We start from the raw sequence: 22,109 nt of genomic DNA, 5'->3' as shown, positions 1-22,109 counted from the left end.
CCGAGAGGGCTCCCCCCATGCGTCGCTCACCGCGCTCCGACGTTCTCGCCGCCGCCGCACTCGAGGAGGCCCGGTCCGACGTGACCGCGGTGACCCGGGTGCTGGCGGCGCTCCAGGCCGCCACGACCGTCGACGAGGTGGTGCGCGCAGCGCTGGACACCGTCCGCGAGTCCTTCGGCTGGGCCTACGGCTCGTACTGGCAGCTCGACCCCGCCGACCACTGCCTGCACTTCGTCGCCGAGTCCGGCAACGCCGGCCAGGAGTTCCGCGACGTCACGCTGCGCGCCTCGTTCGCCGAGGGCGTGGGCCTGTCGGGGCGTGCCTGGAAGAGCCGCGACCTCGTGTTCGTCCCCGACATCGGCGAGGTCACCGACTGCGTCCGGGCGCCCGCCGCCCAGCGCGCCGGCGTCCGCAGCGGCGTCTGCTTTCCGATCACCCGCGGCGGCGCGGTCGTCGGCACCATGGACTTCTTCACCACCGAGACCCTCTCGCCGTCGGCCGAGCGGCTGGCCGCGCTGCGGGGCGTCGGCCTGCTGGTGTCCCAGGCCTTCGGGCGGGTGCGAGAGACCGAGGACCAGCGGCGGGCCGCCGGTGACGTCGCCGCGATGAACAGCCTGCTCCGCGAGCTCACCACCGCGACCACCCCCGACGGCGCCGTCACCACCGCGCTGGAGACGATCCGCCGCGAGTTCGACTGGGCCTACGGCTCGTTCTGGCGGCTGGACGACGAGCGCCGCGTGCTCGTCTTCGGGCTCGAGTCCGGGGACGCCGGGCCGGAGTTCCGCAAGGTCACCCTCGAGGCGACCTTCGCCGAGGGGGTCGGGCTGGCCGGGCGCGCCTGGAAGGCGCGGGACCTGCTCTTCGTGGAGGACCTGGGCGAGGTCACCGACTGCGTGCGGGCGCCGGCCGCGCGCCGCGCCGGTGTGAAGTCCGGCGTCTGCCTGCCGATCACCAGCGACGGCCGGGTCATCGGCACCATGGACTTCTTCGCGACCCGCACCCTCGTGATGAGCGACAGCCGCAAGGACGCGCTGCGCAACACCGCGTTCCTCGTCTCCCAGACCCTGGACCGGCTCGCCGCTTCGGCACGGGTCGCCGACGCCGGCCGGGAGATGGTCACCTCCATCGACGAGGTGGAGCGCAACGTCTCCGAGGCGACCAAGGTGGCCGCCTCCGGCCAGGCGCTCGCCGCCGAGGCCAACGAGGTCGTCACCCGGCTCGGCGAGTCCAGCGACGCCATCGGCAAGGTGGTCAAGACGATCACCGGCATCGCCGAGCAGACCAACCTGCTCGCGCTGAACGCCACGATCGAGGCCGCCCGCGCCGGCGAGGCCGGCAAGGGCTTCGCCGTCGTCGCCGGTGAGGTCAAGGAGCTCGCCCGCGAGACCGCTCAGGCCACCGAGGAGGTCGGCGCCAAGGTCGCGGTCATCCAGAAGGACGTCGAGGCGGTCGTCACCGCGCTCGCCTCGATCCGGGACATCGTCGAACGGATCAACGAGACGCAGACGATGATCGGCGGCGTGCTGACCGAGCAGTCCGCGGTCACCCGCAGCATCGTCGAGCTGCGCTGACCGCGGCTACTTCCCGAGCTCGCTGAGGGCGGCGCCGACCGGCACGTGCGCGCCGCGGGCCGCCGGCACGGGGCGGAAGAGCATCTGCCGGACCTCTTCCTTGACGACCAGTTCGCCGTCCTCGGGCACCTTCGGCAGCTCGATCGGCACGTACCAGCCGGCGATGTAGACCGCACCGGCGTGCTCGAAGCGGGTCTTGCACGTGAGGATCGGGAACAGGTCGCCGTCGACGTAGGAGTCGGGCAGCTCCACCTGCCGCGAGCGGCCGTGCTCGAGGGCGGCGTCGTCCCCGCTGCGGTGGTCGGCCTTGATCAGCGCCCGCCGATCGGAGCCGACCGGCGCCGTCTCGTCGGAGTCCTGGAAGCGGTCCAGCTGCCGGCTGAAGATGATGTCGGAGGCCTCCCGGCCGCCGTCCGCGCCGGGGTGCACCCGCTTGACGAACGCCGGTGGCATGCCCAGGTAGAAGGCCTTGAACAGGAACTCCGCGTCCATCGCCTCGGCGGGCAGGTCCTGCCCCGGCCCGTGGTAGCCCAGCCCGCTCTGCAGTCCCATGAGCTTGCGGTGCGAGCGCCGGGCCTCCACCAGCGGACCGCCCAGGCCGACGAGGCACAGCACCAGTCCCACGACGACGGTCAGCACCTGCGATCCCTGGGCGACCAGTTCGAAGCTCCCGACCTTGCGCACGAACGCGGCGACCACGATGAGCAGACCGACGGCGAGCACGGCCGCGTACGGGCTCTTCTGCACGGTGCCGACGACGGATCCGAGCTGCCCGGCCCATCCCGGGCCGTCCCCCGCGGGCGCGGGATCCTGCGCGGGCTTCGTCGTCACGGGATCGGACATGCCGGCTCCCTCCGCAGGGCCCCGTGCGGACCCAGATTGATCCCGCTCGCGGATGCGGCACAAGGGAGTTCACGCCGATGGACGCAGTCGCTCGCCACCGGCAACCTCATCGCCCAGGGCGCGAGCGGGCTCTTCGGCTTCGCGGCGAATCTCTTCGTCGACGTCGCGGCGATCCCGTTCTACGCGCAGCTGTGGAGCGAGGTCCGCGGGATCTACGGCAAGGGCGAGATCACCCAGGGAGCCGCCAAGGCCTACCTGAAGCCGAACGTCGGCTTCCTCGTCCAGGACCTGGTGTGGGACAAGATCGTCGGCTCGATCCCGATCATCGGCGTGCCGTTCAACGTCGTCTTCGCCAAGGCGCTCAGCTGGCGGCTGCGTGCGTGGTTCGGGTTCCTGTCCGCGATCGACGGCGAGGACGACGACCAGGCGCTCACCGAGGCCACGATGCAGCTCGTCCGCGAGGTCTTCCCCGACAACCGCAGCATCTTCGACTTCGCCGCCCCCGACCGCGACGTGTTCGTCGAGTTCATCGCCTCGGTCGACGGGCTGACCACCGACGAGGTGCACGACCGCACGAAGGCCGCGGTCGACGCCCTCCGGGGACGCTGAGGGTCAGGCCGCGACCGGCAGGGCCAGCGACTGGAAGGCGACGCGGTCGGGCTCGAGGCGCGGGCAGAAGGCCGTCGTCCGCTCGGCCAGCCGGCCGACGCGCTGCATCCGCGACAGCAGGTCACCGTCGACGGCCGGGTCCATCCGCACCGTGATCGGCGTGCTGCCGGGCGATCCGAGATAGGGCGCGGACGAGGCGATCGGGACGACGGCGCCGGCGGTCAGCTGGTCGAGGCCGCGGAGCAGGCCGTCGTCGAGGATCGCCGTCCACCGGTCGAGACCTCGCGCGACCGAGGCGACCCAGCCGGAGTACATGAGCAACTGCGCGATGCCGCGGTTGCGGAAGGCGGCGTCGACCGCCATCACCAGCAGGTCGGCGGCGTTGCGGTCGTCCGGCGACAGACCCAGCGCCGGCAGGGCCGGGAGGGACCAGGGCGGTGCGGCCACGTCGACCACCGTCTTCAGCGACGCGGCCGGGCCCTCCTGCAGGATCAGCGCGCCCACCGGCGCCTGCGCCACCCTGTCGAGCACCACCACGTGGGTCATCGACGGCAGCAGGTCGGCGTACTCGCGGCGCAGCAGCTCCGGGGTGTTGCCGAAGGAGTCGTGGAAGACGGTCGCCGTCACCTGCAGGCTCAGCAGCGCCGCGTCGTCGTCCGGACCGGCCAGGTGCGCCGACAGGCGCCCGGCGGAACCGGAGGTCAGCGAGCGGGCCAGCCGCGACGACTCGACCCGCGTGAGCGCGAACGGTTCGAGGGCCACCGCGCTCAGAACTCCTTGAACACGATCTCCGTGGCGGCGAAGAACTTCTCCGTGAACGTCACGGCGTCCTCCGCCGCGAACGGCTTGCACGTGTAGATGTCGACGCTGAAGAACTTCGGGTCGTCCCAGGCGTAGAAGTGCGCGCCCGACGTCTCCCAGTGGATCCAGCCGGCCCAGCCGTAGAGGTCGGACTGGTGCAGCACCGGCGCCAGGATCTCGATCATGTCCAGCTCGACCGACAACCGGCTCAGGTACTCCGAGATCTCCTCGGCGGTGATGACGTCGGCAGGCGTGCCCTCGATGACGAGGCGCTGCCGATGGATGTGTGGAGCAAGGTCGCGCACGTGCTGGTCCCCCGTGAGTCGGCTCGGCCCGGCGTGTTTGTCACGCAGAGCGACGAGACTCTAAGTGAACTCACCGGTCCGGGGAACCATACGGTCCCGAAAAGTCCGGAAGGTCACCGTGGGTTATCGGGGAATCACCGTATCGGGCTAATGACCGCCCCGTTGATCAACACGCCGCCAGGGACGTCAGCGGACGAGCGCGGCCGCGGTCCAGATGAGGACGTCGAAGAGCGCGACCCCGGCGAAGAAGAGGGTCGCCCGGCTCCACCGGACGTGCGGATGCCTGAGGGCAGGACGCTGCGGCGTGGACACGGGAACCCCTCGGGCGGACGACGTCATCGGAGGCAGCCTGCGTGGCCGGTCCCGCCCGGCTCAACTCCGACAGGCCACGACCGACGACACGCGGAGTGGCGGCGACCGAGCCTCCGGGCGATCGTCACGCAGCGCGATCGAAACCCCGGCCTAGCACCCCGAGGCGGCGTAGTCCTGCAGCGGCGCCCAGGCGGAGGACGGCGTCGTCGGCCAGTCGTAGATCGACACCCCGATCGCGCCGGCCTCGCTCGCCGCCCGCGCCATCCCCGCGTAGTCCTCCGCCGTCTGCCCGACGTCGTACCCGCCGACCACCGACACGACGGCGCACTCCTCGCCCAGGTGCTCGCGCAGCAGTCGCACGTTCTCGCCGACGTAGCGGGCGGCGTCGGCCCACTCGGGCTCGCGCCGGTTCGACCAGTACGCCATCGGCAGCCACACGTCGTAGGAGTCGCGGATCTCCGCCCACGGGAACTGCGGCCAGTACCCGAGGTTGAGCACGTCGGTCACCACCGGCGGCAGCACGACCGCCCCGAGGACGACGTCCGGCACGGCTGCGCGCAGCCGGCGGGAGAGGTCCACCAGCGCGGCGTTGCGGGCCGGCAGGTCGGCGCCGTCGGTGAACTCGATGTCCACCGCCACCGCGTCGAACCCGAACGCGACCATCTGCTCCAGCCGCCGGAGATCGGCGGCGGTGTCGGTGAAGTGCGGCAGGTACCAGGCGACCACCTGCATCCCGTGGTGGTGCGCGCGGGTCAGGAACTGCTCGAGCAGGTCGGGGCTCAGGAGGTCGGGGTACTTCGGGTCGTCCGCGGCCGGCTGCAGGTAGAGGGCCTGCACCCCGGCGGCGGCCATGGTGTCGACGTCGGCCGGCGTCACCGGCGGCGTCGGGCCGCCGAACTCGCGGGTGAAGCGGTACCGCGACAGCCAGGTGCCCACCCCCGCGTACGGCGACGGCGGCCCGGCCGTGGGCGCCGCCTCGACGTCGGCGGTCTCGGCGGGGTGCGGCTCCCCCAGCGACTCCGCCGTCAGTCCGACGATCCCCAGCGCCACGACGACGACGGCCAGCACCAGGACGCCCACCCGCCGTCGCGGTCGCCGGTGCATGGCCGGCAGCATGACGCGCAGGAGGCCGTTCCGCGACGGCCGGCGCACGAGCACAATCCGCCGCCGTGGCCACCGCCTCTCCACCGCTCCCGCCCGGTGACGCCGTCGTCGAGACGTTCCCCGCGAAGCGGCAGCTCGCCATCGGCGGCTACGTGACCCTCGGCACCGTCGTCCTGGCCATCCTCGGCGCGGTGGCCGGCGGCCTCTACGTGCACTCGCAGCTCCCGGTCGCCGTCGTCGCCCCGATCGTGCTGCTGCTGGTCCCGCTCGCCGTGGGCTTCGTCCGCCTCGGGACCACCGGACCGGTGCTGACCACGACCCGGCTGCTGCTGCCCAACTTCCTGCGCGGCTGGCAGACCATTGAGCTGGCCGACGTCTGCGGGGTCGGGCTGCGCTACTACCTCTCGCCGCAGAGCTCGACCGCCGAGTGGCGGCTGCTGATCTGGCTGGACGACGGCTCCCGGCGCTTCCTGCAGATCGGCACGGTGCGCCGGCTGGGCACCTGGTCGACCGCGTTCGGCGCCCCCAAGACCGAGGAGGAGTGGCGGCACGAGTGGGACCTGCTCGCCGCCTCCCGGGCCGGACGGGCGGCCCGGCAGATCGCCGACCGGGTCCGGACGGTTCAGGGGCCGGGCGGGATCTACGAGCGGCGGCACCGCGAGATCAGCGCCGCCGCCACCCGGGCCGAGACCGACTACTGGTCACCGGACGGCCGGCTGGGGCGGTTGCCATGAGCTCGCGGCTGTCCCTCTGGTCGGAGGACTCGTTCCTGTCGATCGGGTCGCGCGGCTCGGTGCTGTCGATCGGCAGCGTGGGCTCGTTCGCCTCGATCGGCAGCATCGGCTCGTTCTGCTCGGCGTTCTCCGTCGGGTCGTCGCTGTCGGTCGGCTCGGTGCTGTCGTGGCTGTCCCGCTGGTCGGTCCTGTCCGACCGCTCCGTGCGAGGGGTCCTCAGCTCCCGCACGGGGAGCTGAGGACCCGGTCGCCGCGCGGCTCAGGCGCTCGGGCGAGCCCCGCCGATGAAGCCGGACCACCGCATCGAGGTGATGCGGACGTTCTTGCCGCTCTCCGGCGCCTCGAGGATGGTGCCGTCCCCGAGCCAGATGGCGACGTGGTGGATCGTGTTGGCGTTGCCGGTGTTGGTGGCCCAGAAGACCAGGTCACCGCGCTGCAGGTTGTTCCGCGACACCTTCGGCAGCGCCTTGTACTGGGCGATGCTGTTGCGCGGGATGGAGATGCCGGCCTGGTAGTAGGCGTACCGGGTCAGCCCCGAGCAGTCGAAGCCGACGACGCCGGCGTCGATGCCGATGCCGGCACTCGGGCCGGACAGCGACCCGCCGCCCCAGGCGTAGCGGGTGCCGATCCAGCGCGAGGCAGCGGCGATCGCGTCCTCGGCCTCCGACGACGAGCCGGAGCCGGCGTCGCTGGCGTTGTCCGGGGTGTCGTCGGCCGGCTCGTTCTGCTGCGCGGCGGCCGCAGCGGCCGCGGCAGCCGCAGCGGCGGCGGCCTGCTGCTGGTCGTAGGTGTTCGACGCGGCGCGCTGGCCCTGCAGGCCGGCCAGGGTCTGCTGGGCGGTGGCCAGCTGGGCCTGCATCGCGGCGGTCTGCGTCTCGAACGTCGCCGCCTGCTGGCGGGCGCTGGTCTCGAGGGCGTTCGCCGAGGCCAGCGCGTCGGCGGCCTGGGTCTTGAGCTGGTCGGCCGTGGTGAGCGCGGCCTGCGCGGCGCCCTGCGCCTGCTCGGCCTGGTGCTCGACGACGGTCACGCGGTCGAGCACGTCGGAGCGGTCGCCGCCGACCGCGTCGAGCAGCGCGTTGCGCTCGATCATCTGGGCGGGGCTGCCGGAGGTCAGCACCGCGGTGATCCGGGACGACGTGCTGCCGGACATGTAGCTGGTGCGGGCGAACGAGGCGACGTCGGCGCGGGCGACGTCGAGGTCGGCCTGCGCCTGCTGGGCGGCGGCGTCGGCGGCCTGGGAGGCGGCCTGGGCCTGCTCGTACTCGGCCTGCTTGGCCTGGAACGCGTCGAGGGCGATGTTGGCCTGCGCCGAGGCGGCGTCGACCTGCGCCTGGGCGGCGGCGAGCTGCGCGGAGAGCTGGCCCACCTGCGCGGCGGCCTGGTCCGCGGCGGCCTGCGCCTGCTGGATCTGGGTGTCACTCGGGTTGTGCGGGCGGGCGGAGGCCACACCCGGGGCGATGCCGACGCCGACGAGGGCCACCACGGCGACCCCGGTGACGCGGCCGGCCCAACTAAGGGCGCCCCGTCGTCCCGCATTCGTCTCGATCCGCTGCCGCACCGAAATCGACTCCTTCATTTCTCTTCGGCATTCGGCTGAATGCCTTCGAGGAATGAATCGACTCGTTCGGGTGAATGCTTGAGAAGTTTTTTCGGACGACGTTGATCGCCATTGCGCGGTCCCCATGTCGACATGGGGACCGCGCAATGGCGATGGGGCTACGAAATGGTCAGCCGACCGGTTCGCGGATCTCCGATTCGGTGCTCACCGGCCGCGACTGCCGGCGTTCGGTCGCGCCGCGCAGCCACAGCCCGCCGAGCAGCCCGACCAGGACGACGAGGCCGTAGAGGCCACCGGTCGTCGTCATGGCCACTGTCATCCCGGGGCAGGTGGCGCCCACCCCGAATCCCAGCCCGAACAGCGCGCCGCCGTACACGTGCCGACGGCCGGCTTTCGAATGCGGCAGGGCGAGCCGGCCGGCGAACCGGGTCCGCCCCAGCCGGCGCAGCAGCGCCAGCCCGACGAATGCGACCGCCATCGCGCTGGCCATCATCAGGAAGATGTACGGGTTCTGCAGCAGCAGCCCGTCGTGGATGGTGTCGTAGTCGCCCAGCCCGCTGACGGTCAGCAGAAATCCGAAGACGGCGCCGACGGCCAGCGCCGACCAGCGGAATCCGCGGCTCACAGCCGTCCTCCGGTCAGCGCGTGCAGGATCAGGGTGACGGCCACCGCCACGGTGAAGAACGTCGCCGTCGTCACGACGCTGTCGGGCGACCCGGCGGCGCACCCGGACATCCCGTGACCCGACGTGCACCCCCCGGCCCACCGCGCGCCGTACCCGAGCGCGACCCCGACCAGCAGCAGCACCGGCACCAGCGCGACCGGCGGCAGCACCTCCGACAGCCGCCCGTACCCGTGCAGGCTCACCGGCGGCCCGAGCACGGCGGCCAGCGCGGCGCCGCCGACGAGCGCGAGGAGGAAGGTGCGCCGCCACGGCTCGGGCCGCCAGCCCTCCGCCGGTGCCAAGGTCGCCAGCCAGGCGCCGGAGACGCCGAGCCGGGCGTTGATCAAGCCGTAGAGCGCGACCACGCACAGCCCGACACCCGGACCGGTGATCCACCACGGCAGCTGTCCACCGATCCACCCGAGCACGCGCCCACCCTCCGCCGACCTGCGCAGATACTGACCGGGAGGGGCGCGGCTGTCGAGACGGCTCGAACCGGTTCAGCCGTTCCGGCGCATGACGAGCTCGACCGGGTTGCCCTCCGGATCGGCCACCCAGGCGGCGCGCACCGAGCCGAGGAAGTCGTGCGGCGCCGCGAGCGGCCGGGCGCCGCCGGCCACGACCGCCTCGAACGCGGCGTCGACGTCGTCGGTCCAGAGCACCACCTCTGCCCGCGGCCGGTCCCCGCCGACGTCGATGCCGTGCATCGCGCGGGCCGCCTCGATCCCGGCCATGCCGACCACGAGCGCGCCGATGCGCAGTTCGACGTGCACCGGCGCCCCCTCGGCCGGCGTCCGGAAGGTCTCGGTGAAGCCGAGCACGTCGCGGTAGAAGCGCGCCATGCCCTCGACGTCGGCCACGTAGACGTTCACCTGGGGATCGCGGAACACGCAGGTCACCCTAGGGACGGCGGAAGGCCCTCCCGCTCGGCCACTCCCCGGCGTAGCGTCCGCGCCACCTCAGCCCTCGACGAGGGAGCACCGCCATGGCCGACAAGTCCCCGCACGACGCCCACTCAGCGAAGAAGTCGGGCAAGTCGATCAAGACGAAGCGGATCGAGCGCAAGGAGAAGCAGCAGACCGCCGACGCGGTGGAGCGGCTGCTGCACCCCCGCAAGGCCTCGCGCAGCTGACCTCACCCGATCCGAACGCCGCGCTAGATGCCCGTCAGGTAGTTCCTGGTCGGGCTCTCGTCGGGCGTGTTGAAGGGGCCCTGCTCGTAGCCGCAGCGCAGGCACGTGCGGACGTGCGTGTGGTGCGGGGCGCCGCGCGCGGTCCAGCGGTGCATCCGCAGGACGCGGCAGCGGAACGGCGCTCGCGTGGTGGTCCCCATGGGGATCTCCCGGCTTCCGGACGACGAGCCCAGCGCGGCGCGCAGGGCGAGGACCTGGGACAGCAGGCCGGCGACGTACCGGGCCTGCTCGGCGGGCGAGAGCCCGTGCAGCTCGGCGACGAACTCGCGCCGGTAGCGCTCCCGGTCCGCGGGAGGCAGCACCCGCGTCGCCTGACCGACGACCCACCGGGCCACCGCGACGGGTGGCGAGGACGTCCCCATGGCGACTCCTCGGTCAGACGCTCAGCTGCCGCCGGGCGGGATGTCGCGGGGGTCGATCCGCGGACCGGGGTCTTCGGCCGCGGGAACCGGCCCCTCCTGGCGGCCGCAGAGCGGGCAGGTGGTCACGACCAGCCCGTCGGCCACCCGGTGGTTCTGCCAGCGGTGCAGCCCGAGCCGGCAGCGCAGCGCGGTCACGTCTCCCCCACCTGCGGGCGCAGCCAGGCGACGGCCGGCCGGTGCGCCCGGGCCAGCGCCGCACGGGCGGCCACGGCCCCCTCGGCGGTGAGCCGGTAGTAGCGGCGCGGCGGACGCCCCTCGACCTGGGGGTCGATCTCCTCCCAGCGCGAGGTCAGCCAGCCCACGCCCTCGAGCCGGGCGAGGATCGGGTGCACGGTGCCGCTGCGCAGGGTGGCGAGCTCACCGATCTCGACCCCGTAGAGCTCGCGGTCGGAGGCGCCCACGAGCGCTTCCAGCACCAGCCGGGTCGGGATCGTCATCCGGGGTCCGCCACCCATGCTCGAACTCTACCTAGCCCCCTAGGTAGAGCTCAACCATGGTTGCGCGGGCGAACTACCGGTCCAGGACGGCGTCGATGAGGTGCGGGCCGGGTTCGGCCAGAGCTCGCCGCAGCTGGTCGGCGAGCTGCTCCGCGGTCTCGGCACGCGTGGCCGGCACACCCATGCCGCCGGCCAGCGCGACGAAGTCGAGGTCGGGGCCGCCGAGGTCGAGCAGCTGGCCGGCGCGCTTGCCGTTGCCGGTCGCGCCGACGCGGGCCAGCTCGTGCTCGAGGATCGCGTACGAGCCGTTGTTGCAGACGACGGTGGTGACGTCGAGCTGCTCGCGGGCGTGGGTCCAGAGCGCCGAGATGGTGTACATGGCGCTGCCGTCGGCCTGCAGGCCGAGCACCTTCCGGCCCGGGCAGGCGATCGCCGCGCCGGCCGCCATCGGCAGGCCGTCGCCGATCGCGCCGCCGGTCAGCGACAGCCAGTCGTGCCGCGGCGCGCCGGAGGTGAGCTCGGCCAGGCCGACACCGGAGGTCAGCGCCTCGTCGACGACGATCGCGTCCTCGGGCAGCAGCGCGCCGACCACCGCCGACAGGGTGCGCGGGGTCAGCGCTCCGGTGGGCAGCTCCGGCCGTGACGCCTCGAGCAGCTGCGGTTCGGCGCCGTCGGCGACCCGGTCGGCCAGCGCCTCCAGCGCGGCGACGCCGTCCTCCCCCGGTGCGGCGAGCACGTGCACGGTGCAGTCGTCGGGCACGGGGGTGCCGGGCACACCCGGGTAGCCGAAGAAGTGCACCGGCGCCGTCGTCCCGGCGACCACCAGGTGCTTCGTGCCGGCCAGCGCCGCGATCGCCATCTCCGGCGGGTACGGCAGCTTCGGCAGGTCGGGCAGGCCGGCACCGCGCGGCAGCCGCGCCGGGAACGTCTCGCACAGCAACCGGGCACCGGTCGCGGCGGTGATCCGCGCGGCCAGCAGCTGCCCGGCCTCCCGGACGGCGTCCCCGCCGAGGAACAGCACCGACGGCTCCCCCGAGCTCAGCGCGGTCGCGGCCGCCTCCACCGCCTCCGGGCCCGGCCGCGGTGCGGGGCGCCCCGGCACCGGATCGGCCGGCTCGGCGCCGTCGGACCACGAGACGTCGGCCGGCAGGATCAGCGTGGCGATGCCCCCGGCACCGGCCGCGGCCACCGCGTCGGCGGCGTCCGCTCCGACGTCGGCCGGGCGGAGCGACCGGCGCACCCACGTGGAGAAGGTGCCGGCGACCGCGTCGATGTCGGATTCCAGCGGCGCGTCCAGCCGCTTGTGCGAGCGGGCGTGGTCGCCGACGACGTTGACCAGCGGCGTGCGTCCCCGGCGGGCGTTGTGCAGGTTGGCCAGCCCGTTGCCCATGCCCGGCCCGAGGTGCAGCAGGCTGGCCGCGGGCCGCCCGGCCATGCGGGCGTAGCCGTCGGCCGCGCCGGTGGCGACCCCCTCGAACAGGGTCAGCACGGCGCGCATCTCGGGGACGTCGTCCAGAGCGGCGACGAAGTGCATCTCCGAGGTGCCGGGGTTGGCGAAGCAGACGTCCACCCCCGCGCCGACCAGTGTGCGGAGCAGTGCCTGCGCGCCGTTCACGGCATCTCGGGCAGGCCGACCAGGATGTCGTGGACGTCGAAGTGCGACATGGTGGCGCCGCCGCTGGCGAAGTTCCCGATGTCGGCGGCCGCGGCCTTGCCCTCGTTGGAGGCGAAGGAGGCGCCCATCGCCTGCTCCGACTCGAAATCCAGCTCCGCGACCAGGTACGGCCCCGGCTGCGAGGGATCCATCGGCTGCGCGTGGCCGATCCGGAACCCGATCAGGCCGGGCAGCTCCGTCACCAGCGGCGCGTGGGTGTCGCGGTAGTAGTCGTCGAACGCCCCGGGGTCCTCGGGCTTGCCGTAGCTGACGAGAAGTCGATGCACCATGCCGGCCAGCCAATCAGCCTCAGAAGGTGAGCACCAGCCGGCCGCGGATCCCGCCGCCTGCGAGCAGCCGGTGCGCCTCGGCCGCCTCCTCCGCCGGCAGCGCCCGGTTGACGCGCAGGGTGACGACGCCGTCCTCCGCCTGCTGGCGCAGCCGGTCCAGCGCGGCGCGGTCCTGCGCCACCTTGCGGACCAGCGTCGGGAACACCCGCAGGTCCCGCTGCCCGTCCCCGCGGTAGCCGCGGACGGTCGCCACCGCTCCCCCGTCGCGGACGGCGGGCAGCACCAGGGCGTCCTGCACCGCGCCGTCGGCCAGCCCGTCGACGCCGTCCGGGAACCGCTCGCGGATCCGCGCGGCGACGTCGTCGCCGCGCCGGACGACGACGTCGGCACCCAGGTCGCGGACCAGCTGCTCGTCGGCCTGCGACGCGTCGGCGACGACGGTGAGCCCGTCGGCCTTGGCCAGCTGGACGACGTACCCGCCGTACGCGCCGGCCGCGCCGGTGACCGCGAGCACCTGCCCGGGCCGCAAACCCATGAGGTCGAGGGAGAACCGGGCGGTCAGCGCGTTCATCGGCAGGGTGGCCGCCTCGACGTCGGTGGCGTTCTTCGGCGCGTGGACGACGGAGTCGCCAGGAAGCACGAGGCTCTCCCGGTACCCGCCGTGGGCGCCGGACGGGACGACGACGCCCATCACCGCGTCACCGACGACGACGTGCTCGACGCCCTCCCCCACCTCGTCGACGACGCCGGCGACGTCCATCCCGGGCACCCACGGCGGGTTCTTCACCGGGTCGCGGTCGGCGTAGACGCCCAGGACGAGGTAGGTGTCGGTCGGGTTGACCGTCGCCGCGCTCACCCGCAGCCGCACCTGCCCCGGCCCGGCGTGCTCCTCCGGCACCTCGACGATGTGCAGGGCCTCCGGCCCGCCGAACTCGGTCACCCCGGCTGCGCGCATGCCGTCCTCTCTACCCGATCGCATTCCGTGACGACTCGTTCCACAGTGAACGCACAGCCCCTCTCCTGCTCCGGTCCAGCTCAGCCCCCGACCGTGAGCACCATGACGCTGACCGAGAGCGCCTCCGGCCGCCGTGACGACCCGGGACCGGTGGCGCCCACCCTCGACGTCGTGGTCCCCGTGCACGACGAGGAGACCGACCTCGAGCCGTGCCTGCGCCGGCTGCACGCCTACCTGACCACGCTGCCCTGGCCGTTCCGGATCACCGTCGCCGAGAACGCCAGCACCGACGGCACCCTCGCGGTCGCCGAGCGGGTCGCCGCGGAGCTGCCCGGCATCGAGGTGAAGGTGCTGCTCGAGCCGGGCCGTGGCCGGGCGCTGCGAGAGGTCTGGCTCGCCTCGGACGCCCCGGTGCTGGTCTACATGGACGTCGACCTGTCCACCGACCTCGCCGCCCTGCTCCCCCTGGTCGCACCGCTGATCAGCGGGCACTCCGACCTGGCGATCGGCACCCGGCTCTCCCGCTCCTCGCGCGTCGTGCGCGGCCTCAAGCGCGAGGTGATCAGCCGTAGCTACAACCTGCTGCTGCGCGGTGCGCTGGCCACCTCGCTGTCGGACGCGCAGTGCGGGTTCAAGGCGATCCGCGGCGACGTCGCCCGGCGGCTGCTGCCGCTGGTCGAGGACACCGGCTGGTTCTTCGACACCGAGCTGCTCGTGCTCGCCGAGCGCTCCGGGCTGCGCATCCACGAGGTGCCCGTCGACTGGGTCGACGACCCCGACAGCCGGGTCGACATCGTCAAGACGGCGAAGGCCGACCTCGCCGGTATCGCCCGCATGCTGCGCGCGTTCGCCACCGGCCGGCTGCCGGTGGCCGAGCTGCGCGCGCAGATCGGCCGCCAACCGCTGCCCGACCCGGTGCCCGGGGTGCCACCCGGCCTGGTCGCCCAGCTGCTCCGCTTCGCCGTCATCGGCGTGCTGTCCACGCTGGCCTACCTGCTGATCTTCCTCGTGCTGCACCCGGCGCTGGGCGCCCAGGCGGCCAACTTCACCGCGCTGCTGCTCACCGCGATCGCGAACACCGCCGCCAACCGGCGGATCACGTTCGGCATCCGCGGCAGCACCGGGGCCGCCGTGCAGCACGCCCAGGGCCTCGTCGTCTTCGGCCTCGGGCTGGCGCTGACCAGCGCCTCGCTCGCCGTCCTGCACTCCGTGGCCCCCGGCGCCTCCCGGACGGCGGAGCTGCTGATGCTCGTCGCCGCCAACGCCGCGGCGACCCTGCTGCGCTTCGTCCTGTTCCGCGGCTGGGTCTTCCGGTCGCGGCGGGCGGCCACGCCGGTCGACGGCGCCGCCGTCCTCGACATGGAGACGGCCCGATGACCGCCACCCTCGGCTCCGCGGAGGCGCCGCCCGGACTCCCGCCGGCGACGGCCGCGCCCATGGCCCCGGCGCGGTCGTCGCGAGGGAAGCGGTTGCTCCGGGGCCGGGACGACGACCCGCGCTGGGTGCGCCCGTCGCTGCTCGGCCTGCTGGCCGCCACCGGGCTGCTCTACCTCTGGGACCTCGGGGCCTCCGGCTGGGCCAACGCCTTCTACTCGGCCGCGGTCCAGGCCGGCTCGTCGAACGCGGAGGCGTTCTTCTACGGCTCCTCCGACGCCGGCAACTCGATCACCGTCGACAAGCCGCCCGCCGCGCTCTGGATCATGGACCTGTCGGTGCGGCTGTTCGGGCTGTCCTCGTGGTCGATCCTGGTTCCCGAGGCGCTGATGGGCGTGGCCGCGGTCGGCGTGCTCTACCTCGCCGTCCGGCGGGTGGTCGGGCCGCTGCCCGCCCTGCTGGCCGGTGCGGTGCTGGCGCTGACCCCGGTCGCGGCCCTGATGTTCCGGTTCAACAACCCCGACGCGCTGCTCACCCTGCTGATGACGCTGGCGGCCTACGCGCTGACCCGCGCGGTGGAGAAGGCCGGCCTGCGCTGGCTGATCGGCGTCGGCGTCCTCATCGGGCTCGCCTTCCTGACCAAGACGCTGCAGGCGATGCTCGTCGTCCCCGGGTTCGCGCTGGTGTACCTGGTCGCCGCGCCGACCACGCTCGGCCGGCGGATCGGGCACCTGCTCGCCGCGGGCGCCGCGCTGGTGGCAACCGGCGGCTGGTGGGTCGCGATCGTCGAACTGGTGCCGGCCTCGGCCCGCCCGTACATCGGCGGCTCGCAGACCAACTCCGTGTGGGAGCTGATCTGGGGCTACAACGGCCTCGGCCGGCTCACCGGTGACGAGAGGGGCAGCGTCGGCGGCGGCTTCGGCGGGGGCGGCTGGGGCGAGACCGGCCTGACCCGGCTGTTCGACACCGAGATCGGCGGCCAGATCTCCTGGCTGCTGCCGGCCGCGCTGGTCCTGCTCGCCGGCGGGCTGGTCGCCGTCGGCCGCGCGCCGCGGACCGACCGGCGCCGGGCGGCCCTGCTCACGTGGGGCGGCTGGCTGGTCGTCACCGCGCTGACCTTCAGCCTGATGGCCGGCATCTTCCACGCGTACTACACGGTGGCCCTGGCCCCGGCGATCGCCGCCGTGGTCGGCATCGGCGGCGCGCTGCTGTGGCAGCGGCGTGCGGAGGTCTGGGCGCGGATCGTGCTCGCCGTCGCTCTGGCCGCCACCGCGGTGTGGGCGTTCGTGCTGCTCAGCCGGTCCGCGGAGTTCCTGCCCTGGCTCAAGGACGTCGTCCTCGTGGCGGGCGTGCTCGCGGCGCTGGGGCTCCTGGTGGTGGACCGGGTCGGGCGCGCGGTCGCCGCGGCCGTCGTCGCGGTCGGGGTGCTCGCCGGAGTGGCCGGCCCGGCCGCGTACGCGGTGCAGACGGCGTCCACCGCGCACACCGGGTCGATCCCGAGCGCCGGCCCGACGGTGAGCCGCGGCTTCGGCGGCCTCGGGGCCGGCGGGTTCCGCAGCCTGGCCGGCCTCGGGCCGGCGCGGGGCGGCATCCGGCCGATGATGCCGGGCGCGGCGCCGAACGCCGGCGGTGCGCCGACGACGGGGACCGTGCCCGGCCGGGCCGGCGGGTTCGGTGGCGTGGGCGGGTTGCTCGACGCCGGCTCGGTCGGCGACGAGCTGGCGTCGACGCTGTCGGAGAACGCGTCGTCCTACACCTGGGTGGCGGCCACGGTCGGGGCGAACAACGCCGCCGGCTACCAGCTGGCCACGCAGCTGCCGGTCATGCCGATCGGCGGGTTCAACGGCACCGACCCCTCGCCGACGCTCGCGCAGTTCGAGCGGCTGGTGTCCGAGGGGCAGATCCACTGGTTCATCGGCGGTGGCCTCGGCTTCGGCGGGGTCGGCGGCACCAGCGTCTCGTCGCAGATCACCACCTGGGTGGAGAAGAACTTCGTCTCCACGACCGTCGACGGCGTGACGGTCTACGACCTCACCCAGCCCTCGTGAGCCACGGTTTCGCGCGCTCAACCACCCGTGGTTAAGCGCGCGAAACCGCAGTGGGGTCAGCGCTTGAGGGCGTACTCCTTGAGCAGGCCGCGGCTGATGATCGTCTTCTGGATCTCGCTGGTGCCCTCGCCGATGAGCAGGAACGGCGCCTCGCGCATGAGCCGCTCGATCTCGTACTCCTTGGAGTAGCCGTAGCCCCCGTGGATCCGGAAGCTCTCCTGGGTCACCTCGGCGGCGAACTCGCTGGCCAGCAGCTTGGCCATGCCGGCCTCGACGTCGTTGCGGTCACCGGCGTCCTTGAGCCGGGCGGCGCGCACCATCATCGCGTGCGCGGCCTCGACCTTGGTCGCCATCTCGGCCAGCTTGAACGCGATCGCCTGGTGCTGGGCGATCGGCTTGCCGAAGGTCTCGCGCTGCTGGGCGTACTCGATGGCCAGCTCGAACGCGCGGATCGCGATGCCGCAGCCGCGGGCGGCCACGTTCACCCGGCCGACCTCGACGCCGTCCATCATCTGGGCGAAGCCCCGGCCGGGCAGGCCGCCGAGGACGTCGTCGGCGGAGGCGCGGTAGCCGTCGAACACCAGCTCGGTGGTGTCCACGCCCTTGTAGCCCATCTTGTCGATCTTGCCGGGGATGGTCAGCCCGGGGACGACCTCGCCGAACCCGGCCGGCTTCTCGATCAGGAAGGTCGTGAGGTTCTGGTGCGGCTTCTCCGCGCCCTCGTCGGTGCGCACCAGGGCGGCGACCAGCGTCGAGGAGCCGCCGTTGGTCAGCCACATCTTCTGGCCGTCGATGCGGTAGCCGTCGTCGGTCCTCGTCGCCTTGGTGCGGATGCCGGCGACGTCGGAGCCCAGCCCCGGCTCGGACATGGAGAACGCCCCGCGCACCTCGCCGGTGGCCATCCGCGGCAGCAGGCGCTCCTTCTGCTCCGGCGTGCCGTGCTGCATCACCATGTAGGCGACGATGAAGTGGGTGTTGATGACGCCGGAGACGCTCATCCACCCGCGCGCGATCTCCTCGACCGCCAGGGCGTAGGTCAGCAGCGACTCCCCCAGGCCGCCGTACTCCTCGGGGATGGTCAGCCCGAAGACCCCCAGCTCCTTGAGCCCGTCGACGATGTCCTGCGGGTACTCGTCGGCGTGCTCGAGGGCCTGCGCGTTCGGGATGATCTCCTTGTCGACGAAGCTGCGGACCGTCGACAGGATCTCCTGCTGGATGTCGGTCAGGTCGGCGGTCTGCGCCAGTCGGGCCATCGCTCGCTCCTCCGGGACTCCGGTGTCCGTAGTTACCCGTGAGTATGGGCCACCTCGAGCGGGGCGACTCGGTGTCCCTCATCACGCGGTTACCGTCGCTGCGGTGAGGTGCCGGCTGCTCGTCGCGTTCGCCGCCGCCGTCGTGCTGGCCGGGTGCGGGGCGTCGTCGTCCACCTCGTCGGGGGCGGCGACGTCGGAGCCCGGGCCCGCGGAGGCCGAGGCGTCGCGGGAGGCGGCCGCCGACCCGGCCGCCGCGACCGATCCGCAGAGCGGGGCGCTGTCGGTGGCGCTGCGGGCGGCGGACCTGCCGGCCGGGTGGTCGGTGCAGGCCAACCCGGTTCCGGACGGCGACCTGTCGGACAACCCCAGCCTGGCCGGCATCTGCGGCTTCTCGTTCACCTCCGAGGCGCACCGCGTGGCCAAGTTCCCGGTGGTCGGCCTCGACGGCAGCGGCGCGGCGCAGATGACGTCGGAGTCGATCGCCTACGACGGCCCGGACGCGGCGAGCACCGCCGTCCAGGAGCTGGTGCAGGCGTTCAGCGGCTGCCCGGCCGACCAGTACACGTTCCAGCAGCCGCCGGCCGCCGACGGGCTGGCGGAGAACAGCGTCGTCTTCCAGTACCAGCTGGCCGGCGGGGTGGTCCAGGTGGTCATCGCGCAGGCCCGCGGCGCCGTCCTGTCGGTGCTGATCGGTGAGGACCCGGCGGTCGCGACGGCGGCCGGGCGCTCGATCGCCACCCGACTCGCCGCGCTGCCTCCCGCCGCGATCGGGCTCTGAGGCCGCACACTGCCCGGCATGAGCGACCCGCAGTACGGACCGCCGCCGCCGGGGTACGGCTATCCGCCGCCCTACCCGGTGTACGCCCCGCCGACGAATCCGATGGCGATCGCCGCTCTGGTCTGCGCGCTGACCATCGCCCCGGTCGGCCTCGGGCTCGGTATCGCGGCGCGCAAGCAGATCCGGCGCACGGGCGAGGGCGGCGACGGGCTGGCGCTGGCCGGGATCATCATCGGCGGCATCGTCACCGGCATCTGGGTGCTGATGATCGTCATCCTGATCATCAGCTGGATCGCCCTGGCCAACTACGGCTTCGGCCCCTGAGCGCGGTTTCGCGCGCTCAACCGCGCGCGGTTGAGCGCGCGAAACCTCAGTCCTCGGGGGGCGTGAAGGAGGAGGTGCGCTCCATGCCGGCGGCGCGGCCCTTGCCGGCGACGACGAGCGCCATCTTGCGGCTGGCCTCGTCGATCATCTCGTCGCCGAGCATCGCCGAGCCCTTCTTCCCGCCGGCCTCGGACGTGTAGTACTCGTACGCGTCGAGGATCAGCTCGGCGTGGTCGTAGTCCTCCTGGCTCGGCGCGTAGATCTCGTTCGCCGCGTCGATCTGGCCGGGGTGCAGCACCCACTTGCCGTCGAAGCCCAGCACCGCCGAGCGCTTGGCCACCTCGCGGAACGCGTCCACGTCGCGGACCTGCAGGAACGGGCCGTCGATGGCCTGCACGCCACGGGCGCGGGCGGCCATGAGGATCTGCATGAGGATGTAGTGGAACGGGTCGCCCGGGTAGTCGGGGTGCAGCGCGCCCACGACCAGCGACCGCATGCCGATCGAGGCCATGAAGTCGGCCGGGCCGAAGATGATCGTCTCGATCCGCGGGCTGGCGAACGCGATGTCGTTGACGTTGATCAGGCCCTCGGCGGTCTCGATCTGCGCCTCGATGCCGATCCGCCCGACCTCGAGGCCGTTGGACTTCTCGATCTGGGTGAGCAGGAAGTCCAGCGCCCGCACCTGCGCGGCGTCGGCGACCTTGGGCAGCATGATGCAGTCGAGCTCGGCGCCCGCGCCCTCCACGACCTCGATCACGTCGTGGTAGGTCCACTCCGTCGTCCAGTCGTTGACCCGGACCGTGCGGATCTTGTCGCCCCAGCCGCCCTCGTTCAGCGCCGCCACGATGTTCTTGCGCGCGCCCGGCTTGGCCAGCGGCGCGCACGCGTCCTCCAGGTCGAGGAACACCTGGTCGGCGGGCAGGCCCTTCGCCTTCTCCAGGAAGCGCGGGTTGCTGCCGGGGACGGCGAGGTTGGAACGGCGGGATCGGAGCTCGGCCACGGTGCCTCATACCTCCTGAGTTCGACTTGCTACCGGAGAGTAGTGACGGCGCTCAGAGCGCGCGCCTCGACGTGATCAAGGCCTCACGTGCCCGGCTCGACGAGGGTCTGCGGCTTGCTCGCCCGGACGACGAGCGCCACCCCGGCGACGACGGCGGCCATGCCGGGCAGCGCGAGCAGCGGCGGCGCCTGCTGCAGCAGCACCAGCGCCACGATCAGCGCACCCGGCACCTCGAGCAGGATCGCCAGGCTGACCACGGTCGGGCCGACCGAGGAGAGCACGAGGTTGAACACCGTGTGGCCGAGCAGCTGCGCGCACACCGTGATCGCGGCCAGCAGCAGCCAGTCCCGCGTGGAGAACCCGGCCAGCGGATCCCCGACGAGCAGCGCCGCGACCGCGACCACGACCGCACAGACCGAGTAGCAGATGACCGTGTAGGCCGAGGTGGCCAGCCGCTCCCGGGCGCGCGCCCCGGCCAGCACGTAGCCGGCGGCGCAGATCGCCCCCAGCGTGGCCAGCCCGTCACCGGCCAGCGCCTCCAGGCTCACGGTGACGTCGACGCCGGCGATGAGCGCGGCCCCGAGGATCGCCAGCGCCAGTCCCCACCACACCTGCGCCGGTAGCCGCACCCCGCTGATCCGCGCGGCCAGCGCCGTCCAGATCGGCGTCGTGGTGACCAGCGCGACCGACGCGCCGATCGAGGTCATCGACAGGCTCGGCAGCCACGCCGCGAAGTGGGCCGCGAGGAACAGCCCCGCGACCACCGAGCTGCCCAGGTGCCGCAGCCGCAGCCCGCGCAGCGTCGCGCGCTCCCGGGTGGCCAGCACCGGCGTGAGCAGGACCGCCCCGGCGGCGTTGCGCCAGAAGGCGATGGCCAGCGCGGGGGCGGTGACCAGCGCGGTGAGCGGGCCGGACAGCGAGATGCCGACCACGCCGACGGCCATCAGCGCGAACTCGCGGCCCCCCGGCCGGCGCAGCTCCCACGCCGACGGAGCGCTCAAGGGACGCGGATGCGGCCCGCGGCCACCGGGACGACGGCGCCCTGCACGGTGGCCGACTGCGCCTGGCCACCGCGCGCGGTGACCGTGCAGTTCAGCACGGACGGGCGGCCCATCCACTCGCCCTGGCGGATCGTGTAGGACGACGTCCCGTCCGGGGAGACGAGCTCGTTGGCGACCAGCCACACGCCGGCGCCCAGGGCGGCCGATCCGGTCGCCGGGTCCTCGCCCCACTCCAGGTCGTGGGCGAAGGCCCGTGCGTAGGAGGTCGCCGTCTGCGCCGTCCACGCGAAGACCACGACACCCTCGCCCAGCCCGATCTCGCCGAGCGCTGCGGAGTCGGGACGCGCCTCGTCGACCACCTCCGGGCGCACGGCCAGGAAGGTCCACGGCAGGCCGCAGCCGGCGACGTGGGCGGGCAGACCGACCGCGTCGGCCGCCGACAGCCCCATCGCCTCGGCCAGCACCGCGGGGTCGGGGCCGTCCTCCAGCGTCGGGCGGCCTCCGGTCAGCGTCGCGCCGTCCTCGGTCACCGCGATCGGCAGCACGCCGGCGCCGCACTCCTGGTGCACCGTGCCAGTAGGCAGCCGCCCGGAGCGGACCAGCGTGTGCGCCGCCCCGACGCTCGGGTGCCCGGCGAAGGGCAGCTCGGCGTACGGGGTGAAGATCCGGACCTTGTAGTCGGCGCCGTCCTCGGTCGGAGCCATGAGGAACGACGTCTCCGACAGGTGGAACTCGAAGGCGAGCGCCTGGCACTGCTCGGTGGTGAGCTCGTCGGCATCGAAGACGACGGCCAGCGGGTTGCCCGCGTAGGCCCGCGGGGCGAAGACGTCGACCACCTCGTACTGCAGCTCAGGGCCCGTCACGGCGCCGACGGTAGCCT

The 22,109-nt window shown here is 73.3% G+C and carries 28 protein-coding genes; 9 read left to right on the top strand and 19 right to left on the bottom strand.

Annotated features, from left to right (window positions below):
- Window positions 1-17: 17 nt before the first annotated feature.
- Window positions 18-1,571 carry a GAF domain-containing protein gene (locus GGQ55_RS14415; RefSeq protein ID WP_179717798.1) on the top strand — a complete coding sequence of 518 codons (1,554 nt, stop codon included), beginning with the start codon at window positions 18-20 and terminating at the stop codon, window positions 1,569-1,571.
- A 6-nt stretch (window positions 1,572-1,577) separates the two neighbouring features.
- Here the strand turns inward: GGQ55_RS14415 and GGQ55_RS14410 are convergent, their stop codons facing one another.
- Window positions 1,578-2,414: a hypothetical protein gene (locus GGQ55_RS14410; protein WP_179717796.1), complete on the bottom strand. Its 837-nt coding sequence runs from the start codon at window positions 2,412-2,414 to the stop codon at window positions 1,578-1,580.
- A 36-nt stretch (window positions 2,415-2,450) separates the two neighbouring features.
- On the opposite strand from GGQ55_RS14410, the gene GGQ55_RS14405 reads away from it, so the two are divergent.
- Window positions 2,451-3,023: a hypothetical protein gene (locus tag GGQ55_RS14405; RefSeq protein WP_179717794.1), complete on the top strand. Its 573-nt coding sequence runs from the start codon at window positions 2,451-2,453 to the stop codon at window positions 3,021-3,023.
- Between the two features lie 3 nt (window positions 3,024-3,026).
- Here the strand turns inward: GGQ55_RS14405 and GGQ55_RS14400 are convergent, their stop codons facing one another.
- From GGQ55_RS14400 to GGQ55_RS14390, 4 genes are all read right to left on the bottom strand, one after another.
- Entirely contained in the window at window positions 3,027-3,785 is a 759-nt protein-coding gene (locus tag GGQ55_RS14400; RefSeq protein ID WP_179717792.1) for a GNAT family N-acetyltransferase, read from the bottom strand.
- A 5-nt stretch (window positions 3,786-3,790) separates the two neighbouring features.
- Complete coding sequence (locus GGQ55_RS27860; RefSeq protein WP_366489334.1) at window positions 3,791-4,129, bottom strand: S-adenosylmethionine decarboxylase; 339 nt, start codon at window positions 4,127-4,129, stop codon at window positions 3,791-3,793.
- A 186-nt stretch (window positions 4,130-4,315) separates the two neighbouring features.
- The gene (locus tag GGQ55_RS27855) at window positions 4,316-4,441 is read right to left on the bottom strand and encodes a hypothetical protein (RefSeq protein WP_281371306.1); all 126 of its coding nucleotides are present in this window, start codon (window positions 4,439-4,441) and stop codon (window positions 4,316-4,318) included.
- Between the two features lie 150 nt (window positions 4,442-4,591).
- Window positions 4,592-5,545: a glycoside hydrolase family 18 protein gene (locus tag GGQ55_RS14390; RefSeq protein WP_179717790.1), complete on the bottom strand. Its 954-nt coding sequence runs from the start codon at window positions 5,543-5,545 to the stop codon at window positions 4,592-4,594.
- Between the two features lie 65 nt (window positions 5,546-5,610).
- Between GGQ55_RS14390 and GGQ55_RS14385 the strand changes: the two genes are divergently transcribed.
- The gene (locus GGQ55_RS14385) at window positions 5,611-6,279 is read left to right on the top strand and encodes a hypothetical protein (protein ID WP_179717788.1); all 669 of its coding nucleotides are present in this window, start codon (window positions 5,611-5,613) and stop codon (window positions 6,277-6,279) included.
- Window positions 6,276-6,518, top strand: coding sequence for a hypothetical protein (locus GGQ55_RS14380; protein WP_179717786.1), 243 nt, complete (start codon window positions 6,276-6,278; stop codon window positions 6,516-6,518). The genes GGQ55_RS14385 and GGQ55_RS14380 overlap by 4 nt, the downstream gene beginning before the upstream one ends.
- Window positions 6,519-6,538: 20 nt before the next feature.
- On the opposite strand, the gene GGQ55_RS28445 is transcribed toward GGQ55_RS14380, so the two are convergent.
- The 4 genes from GGQ55_RS28445 to GGQ55_RS14360 form a co-directional block, all read right to left on the bottom strand.
- Complete coding sequence (locus GGQ55_RS28445; RefSeq protein ID WP_366489331.1) at window positions 6,539-7,837, bottom strand: C40 family peptidase; 1,299 nt, start codon at window positions 7,835-7,837, stop codon at window positions 6,539-6,541.
- A 169-nt stretch (window positions 7,838-8,006) separates the two neighbouring features.
- A complete protein-coding gene (locus tag GGQ55_RS14370; protein WP_179717784.1) occupies window positions 8,007-8,462 on the bottom strand; it encodes a DUF6691 family protein in 456 nt (151 codons plus the stop codon).
- On the bottom strand, window positions 8,459-8,929 hold the full coding sequence (locus GGQ55_RS14365) for a YeeE/YedE family protein (RefSeq protein ID WP_179717782.1): 471 nt from the start codon (window positions 8,927-8,929) through the stop codon (window positions 8,459-8,461). The genes GGQ55_RS14370 and GGQ55_RS14365 overlap by 4 nt, the downstream gene beginning before the upstream one ends.
- A gap of 72 nt (window positions 8,930-9,001) precedes the next feature.
- Window positions 9,002-9,391 carry a VOC family protein gene (locus tag GGQ55_RS14360; protein ID WP_179717780.1) on the bottom strand — a complete coding sequence of 130 codons (390 nt, stop codon included), beginning with the start codon at window positions 9,389-9,391 and terminating at the stop codon, window positions 9,002-9,004.
- 95 nt (window positions 9,392-9,486) lie between these two features.
- Here GGQ55_RS14360 and GGQ55_RS14355 point away from each other — a divergent pair, with 95 nt between their 5' ends.
- Entirely contained in the window at window positions 9,487-9,633 is a 147-nt protein-coding gene (locus GGQ55_RS14355) for a hypothetical protein (RefSeq protein WP_179717778.1), read from the top strand.
- 23 nt (window positions 9,634-9,656) lie between these two features.
- On the opposite strand, the gene GGQ55_RS14350 is transcribed toward GGQ55_RS14355, so the two are convergent.
- The 6 genes from GGQ55_RS14350 to GGQ55_RS14325 are packed head-to-tail and all read right to left on the bottom strand — an operon-like array spanning window position 9,657 to window position 13,451.
- Window positions 9,657-10,055 (bottom strand): hypothetical protein, encoded by a 399-nt coding sequence (locus GGQ55_RS14350; protein ID WP_179717776.1) that lies wholly within the window; start codon window positions 10,053-10,055, stop codon window positions 9,657-9,659.
- 21 nt (window positions 10,056-10,076) lie between these two features.
- Window positions 10,077-10,250: a hypothetical protein gene (locus GGQ55_RS14345; RefSeq protein WP_179717774.1), complete on the bottom strand. Its 174-nt coding sequence runs from the start codon at window positions 10,248-10,250 to the stop codon at window positions 10,077-10,079.
- A complete protein-coding gene (locus GGQ55_RS14340; protein ID WP_218859280.1) occupies window positions 10,247-10,570 on the bottom strand; it encodes a PadR family transcriptional regulator in 324 nt (107 codons plus the stop codon). The genes GGQ55_RS14345 and GGQ55_RS14340 overlap by 4 nt, the downstream gene beginning before the upstream one ends.
- 55 nt (window positions 10,571-10,625) lie before the next feature.
- The gene (locus tag GGQ55_RS14335; RefSeq protein WP_179717772.1) at window positions 10,626-12,167 is read right to left on the bottom strand and encodes an acetolactate synthase large subunit; all 1,542 of its coding nucleotides are present in this window, start codon (window positions 12,165-12,167) and stop codon (window positions 10,626-10,628) included.
- On the bottom strand, window positions 12,164-12,496 hold the full coding sequence (locus GGQ55_RS14330; RefSeq protein WP_179717770.1) for an EthD family reductase: 333 nt from the start codon (window positions 12,494-12,496) through the stop codon (window positions 12,164-12,166). Before GGQ55_RS14330 ends, GGQ55_RS14335 begins: the two co-directional genes overlap by 4 nt.
- Window positions 12,497-12,515: 19 nt before the next feature.
- Complete coding sequence (locus tag GGQ55_RS14325; protein ID WP_179717769.1) at window positions 12,516-13,451, bottom strand: NADP-dependent oxidoreductase; 936 nt, start codon at window positions 13,449-13,451, stop codon at window positions 12,516-12,518.
- 102 nt (window positions 13,452-13,553) lie between these two features.
- Between GGQ55_RS14325 and GGQ55_RS14320 the strand changes: the two genes are divergently transcribed.
- Together GGQ55_RS14320 and GGQ55_RS14315 are read left to right on the top strand one after the other, a co-directional pair.
- On the top strand, window positions 13,554-14,828 hold the full coding sequence (locus tag GGQ55_RS14320; protein ID WP_179717767.1) for a bifunctional glycosyltransferase family 2/GtrA family protein: 1,275 nt from the start codon (window positions 13,554-13,556) through the stop codon (window positions 14,826-14,828).
- Window positions 14,825-16,873, top strand: a complete 2,049-nt coding sequence (locus tag GGQ55_RS14315; RefSeq protein ID WP_179717765.1) for a glycosyltransferase family 39 protein — start codon at window positions 14,825-14,827, stop codon at window positions 16,871-16,873. The genes GGQ55_RS14320 and GGQ55_RS14315 overlap by 4 nt, the downstream gene beginning before the upstream one ends.
- A 56-nt stretch (window positions 16,874-16,929) precedes the next feature.
- On the opposite strand, the gene GGQ55_RS14310 is transcribed toward GGQ55_RS14315, so the two are convergent.
- Window positions 16,930-18,126 carry an acyl-CoA dehydrogenase family protein gene (locus tag GGQ55_RS14310; protein ID WP_179717763.1) on the bottom strand — a complete coding sequence of 399 codons (1,197 nt, stop codon included), beginning with the start codon at window positions 18,124-18,126 and terminating at the stop codon, window positions 16,930-16,932.
- 103 nt (window positions 18,127-18,229) lie between these two features.
- On the opposite strand from GGQ55_RS14310, the gene GGQ55_RS14305 reads away from it, so the two are divergent.
- Window positions 18,230-18,904: a hypothetical protein gene (locus GGQ55_RS14305; RefSeq protein WP_179717761.1), complete on the top strand. Its 675-nt coding sequence runs from the start codon at window positions 18,230-18,232 to the stop codon at window positions 18,902-18,904.
- A gap of 18 nt (window positions 18,905-18,922) precedes the next feature.
- Entirely contained in the window at window positions 18,923-19,228 is a 306-nt protein-coding gene (locus tag GGQ55_RS14300) for a DUF4190 domain-containing protein (protein ID WP_179717759.1), read from the top strand.
- A gap of 46 nt (window positions 19,229-19,274) precedes the next feature.
- Here the strand turns inward: GGQ55_RS14300 and GGQ55_RS14295 are convergent, their stop codons facing one another.
- The 3 genes from GGQ55_RS14295 to GGQ55_RS14285 all read right to left on the bottom strand — a co-directional run bounded on the left by GGQ55_RS14295 (window position 19,275) and on the right by GGQ55_RS14285 (window position 22,092).
- Window positions 19,275-20,228, bottom strand: coding sequence for an HpcH/HpaI aldolase/citrate lyase family protein (locus tag GGQ55_RS14295; RefSeq protein WP_179717757.1), 954 nt, complete (start codon window positions 20,226-20,228; stop codon window positions 19,275-19,277).
- 83 nt (window positions 20,229-20,311) lie between these two features.
- A complete protein-coding gene (locus GGQ55_RS14290; RefSeq protein WP_246323816.1) occupies window positions 20,312-21,229 on the bottom strand; it encodes a DMT family transporter in 918 nt (305 codons plus the stop codon).
- A complete protein-coding gene (locus tag GGQ55_RS14285; protein ID WP_179717755.1) occupies window positions 21,226-22,092 on the bottom strand; it encodes a PhzF family phenazine biosynthesis protein in 867 nt (288 codons plus the stop codon). The genes GGQ55_RS14290 and GGQ55_RS14285 overlap by 4 nt, the downstream gene beginning before the upstream one ends.
- Window positions 22,093-22,109: the final 17 nt, after the last annotated feature.

The sequence above is a fragment of the Petropleomorpha daqingensis genome (assembly GCF_013408985.1).
Lineage (GTDB): Bacteria > Actinomycetota > Actinomycetes > Mycobacteriales > Geodermatophilaceae > Petropleomorpha > Petropleomorpha daqingensis.
Note: the sequence above shows the minus strand (reverse complement) of the source record. Positions and strands in the feature narration are given on the sequence as shown.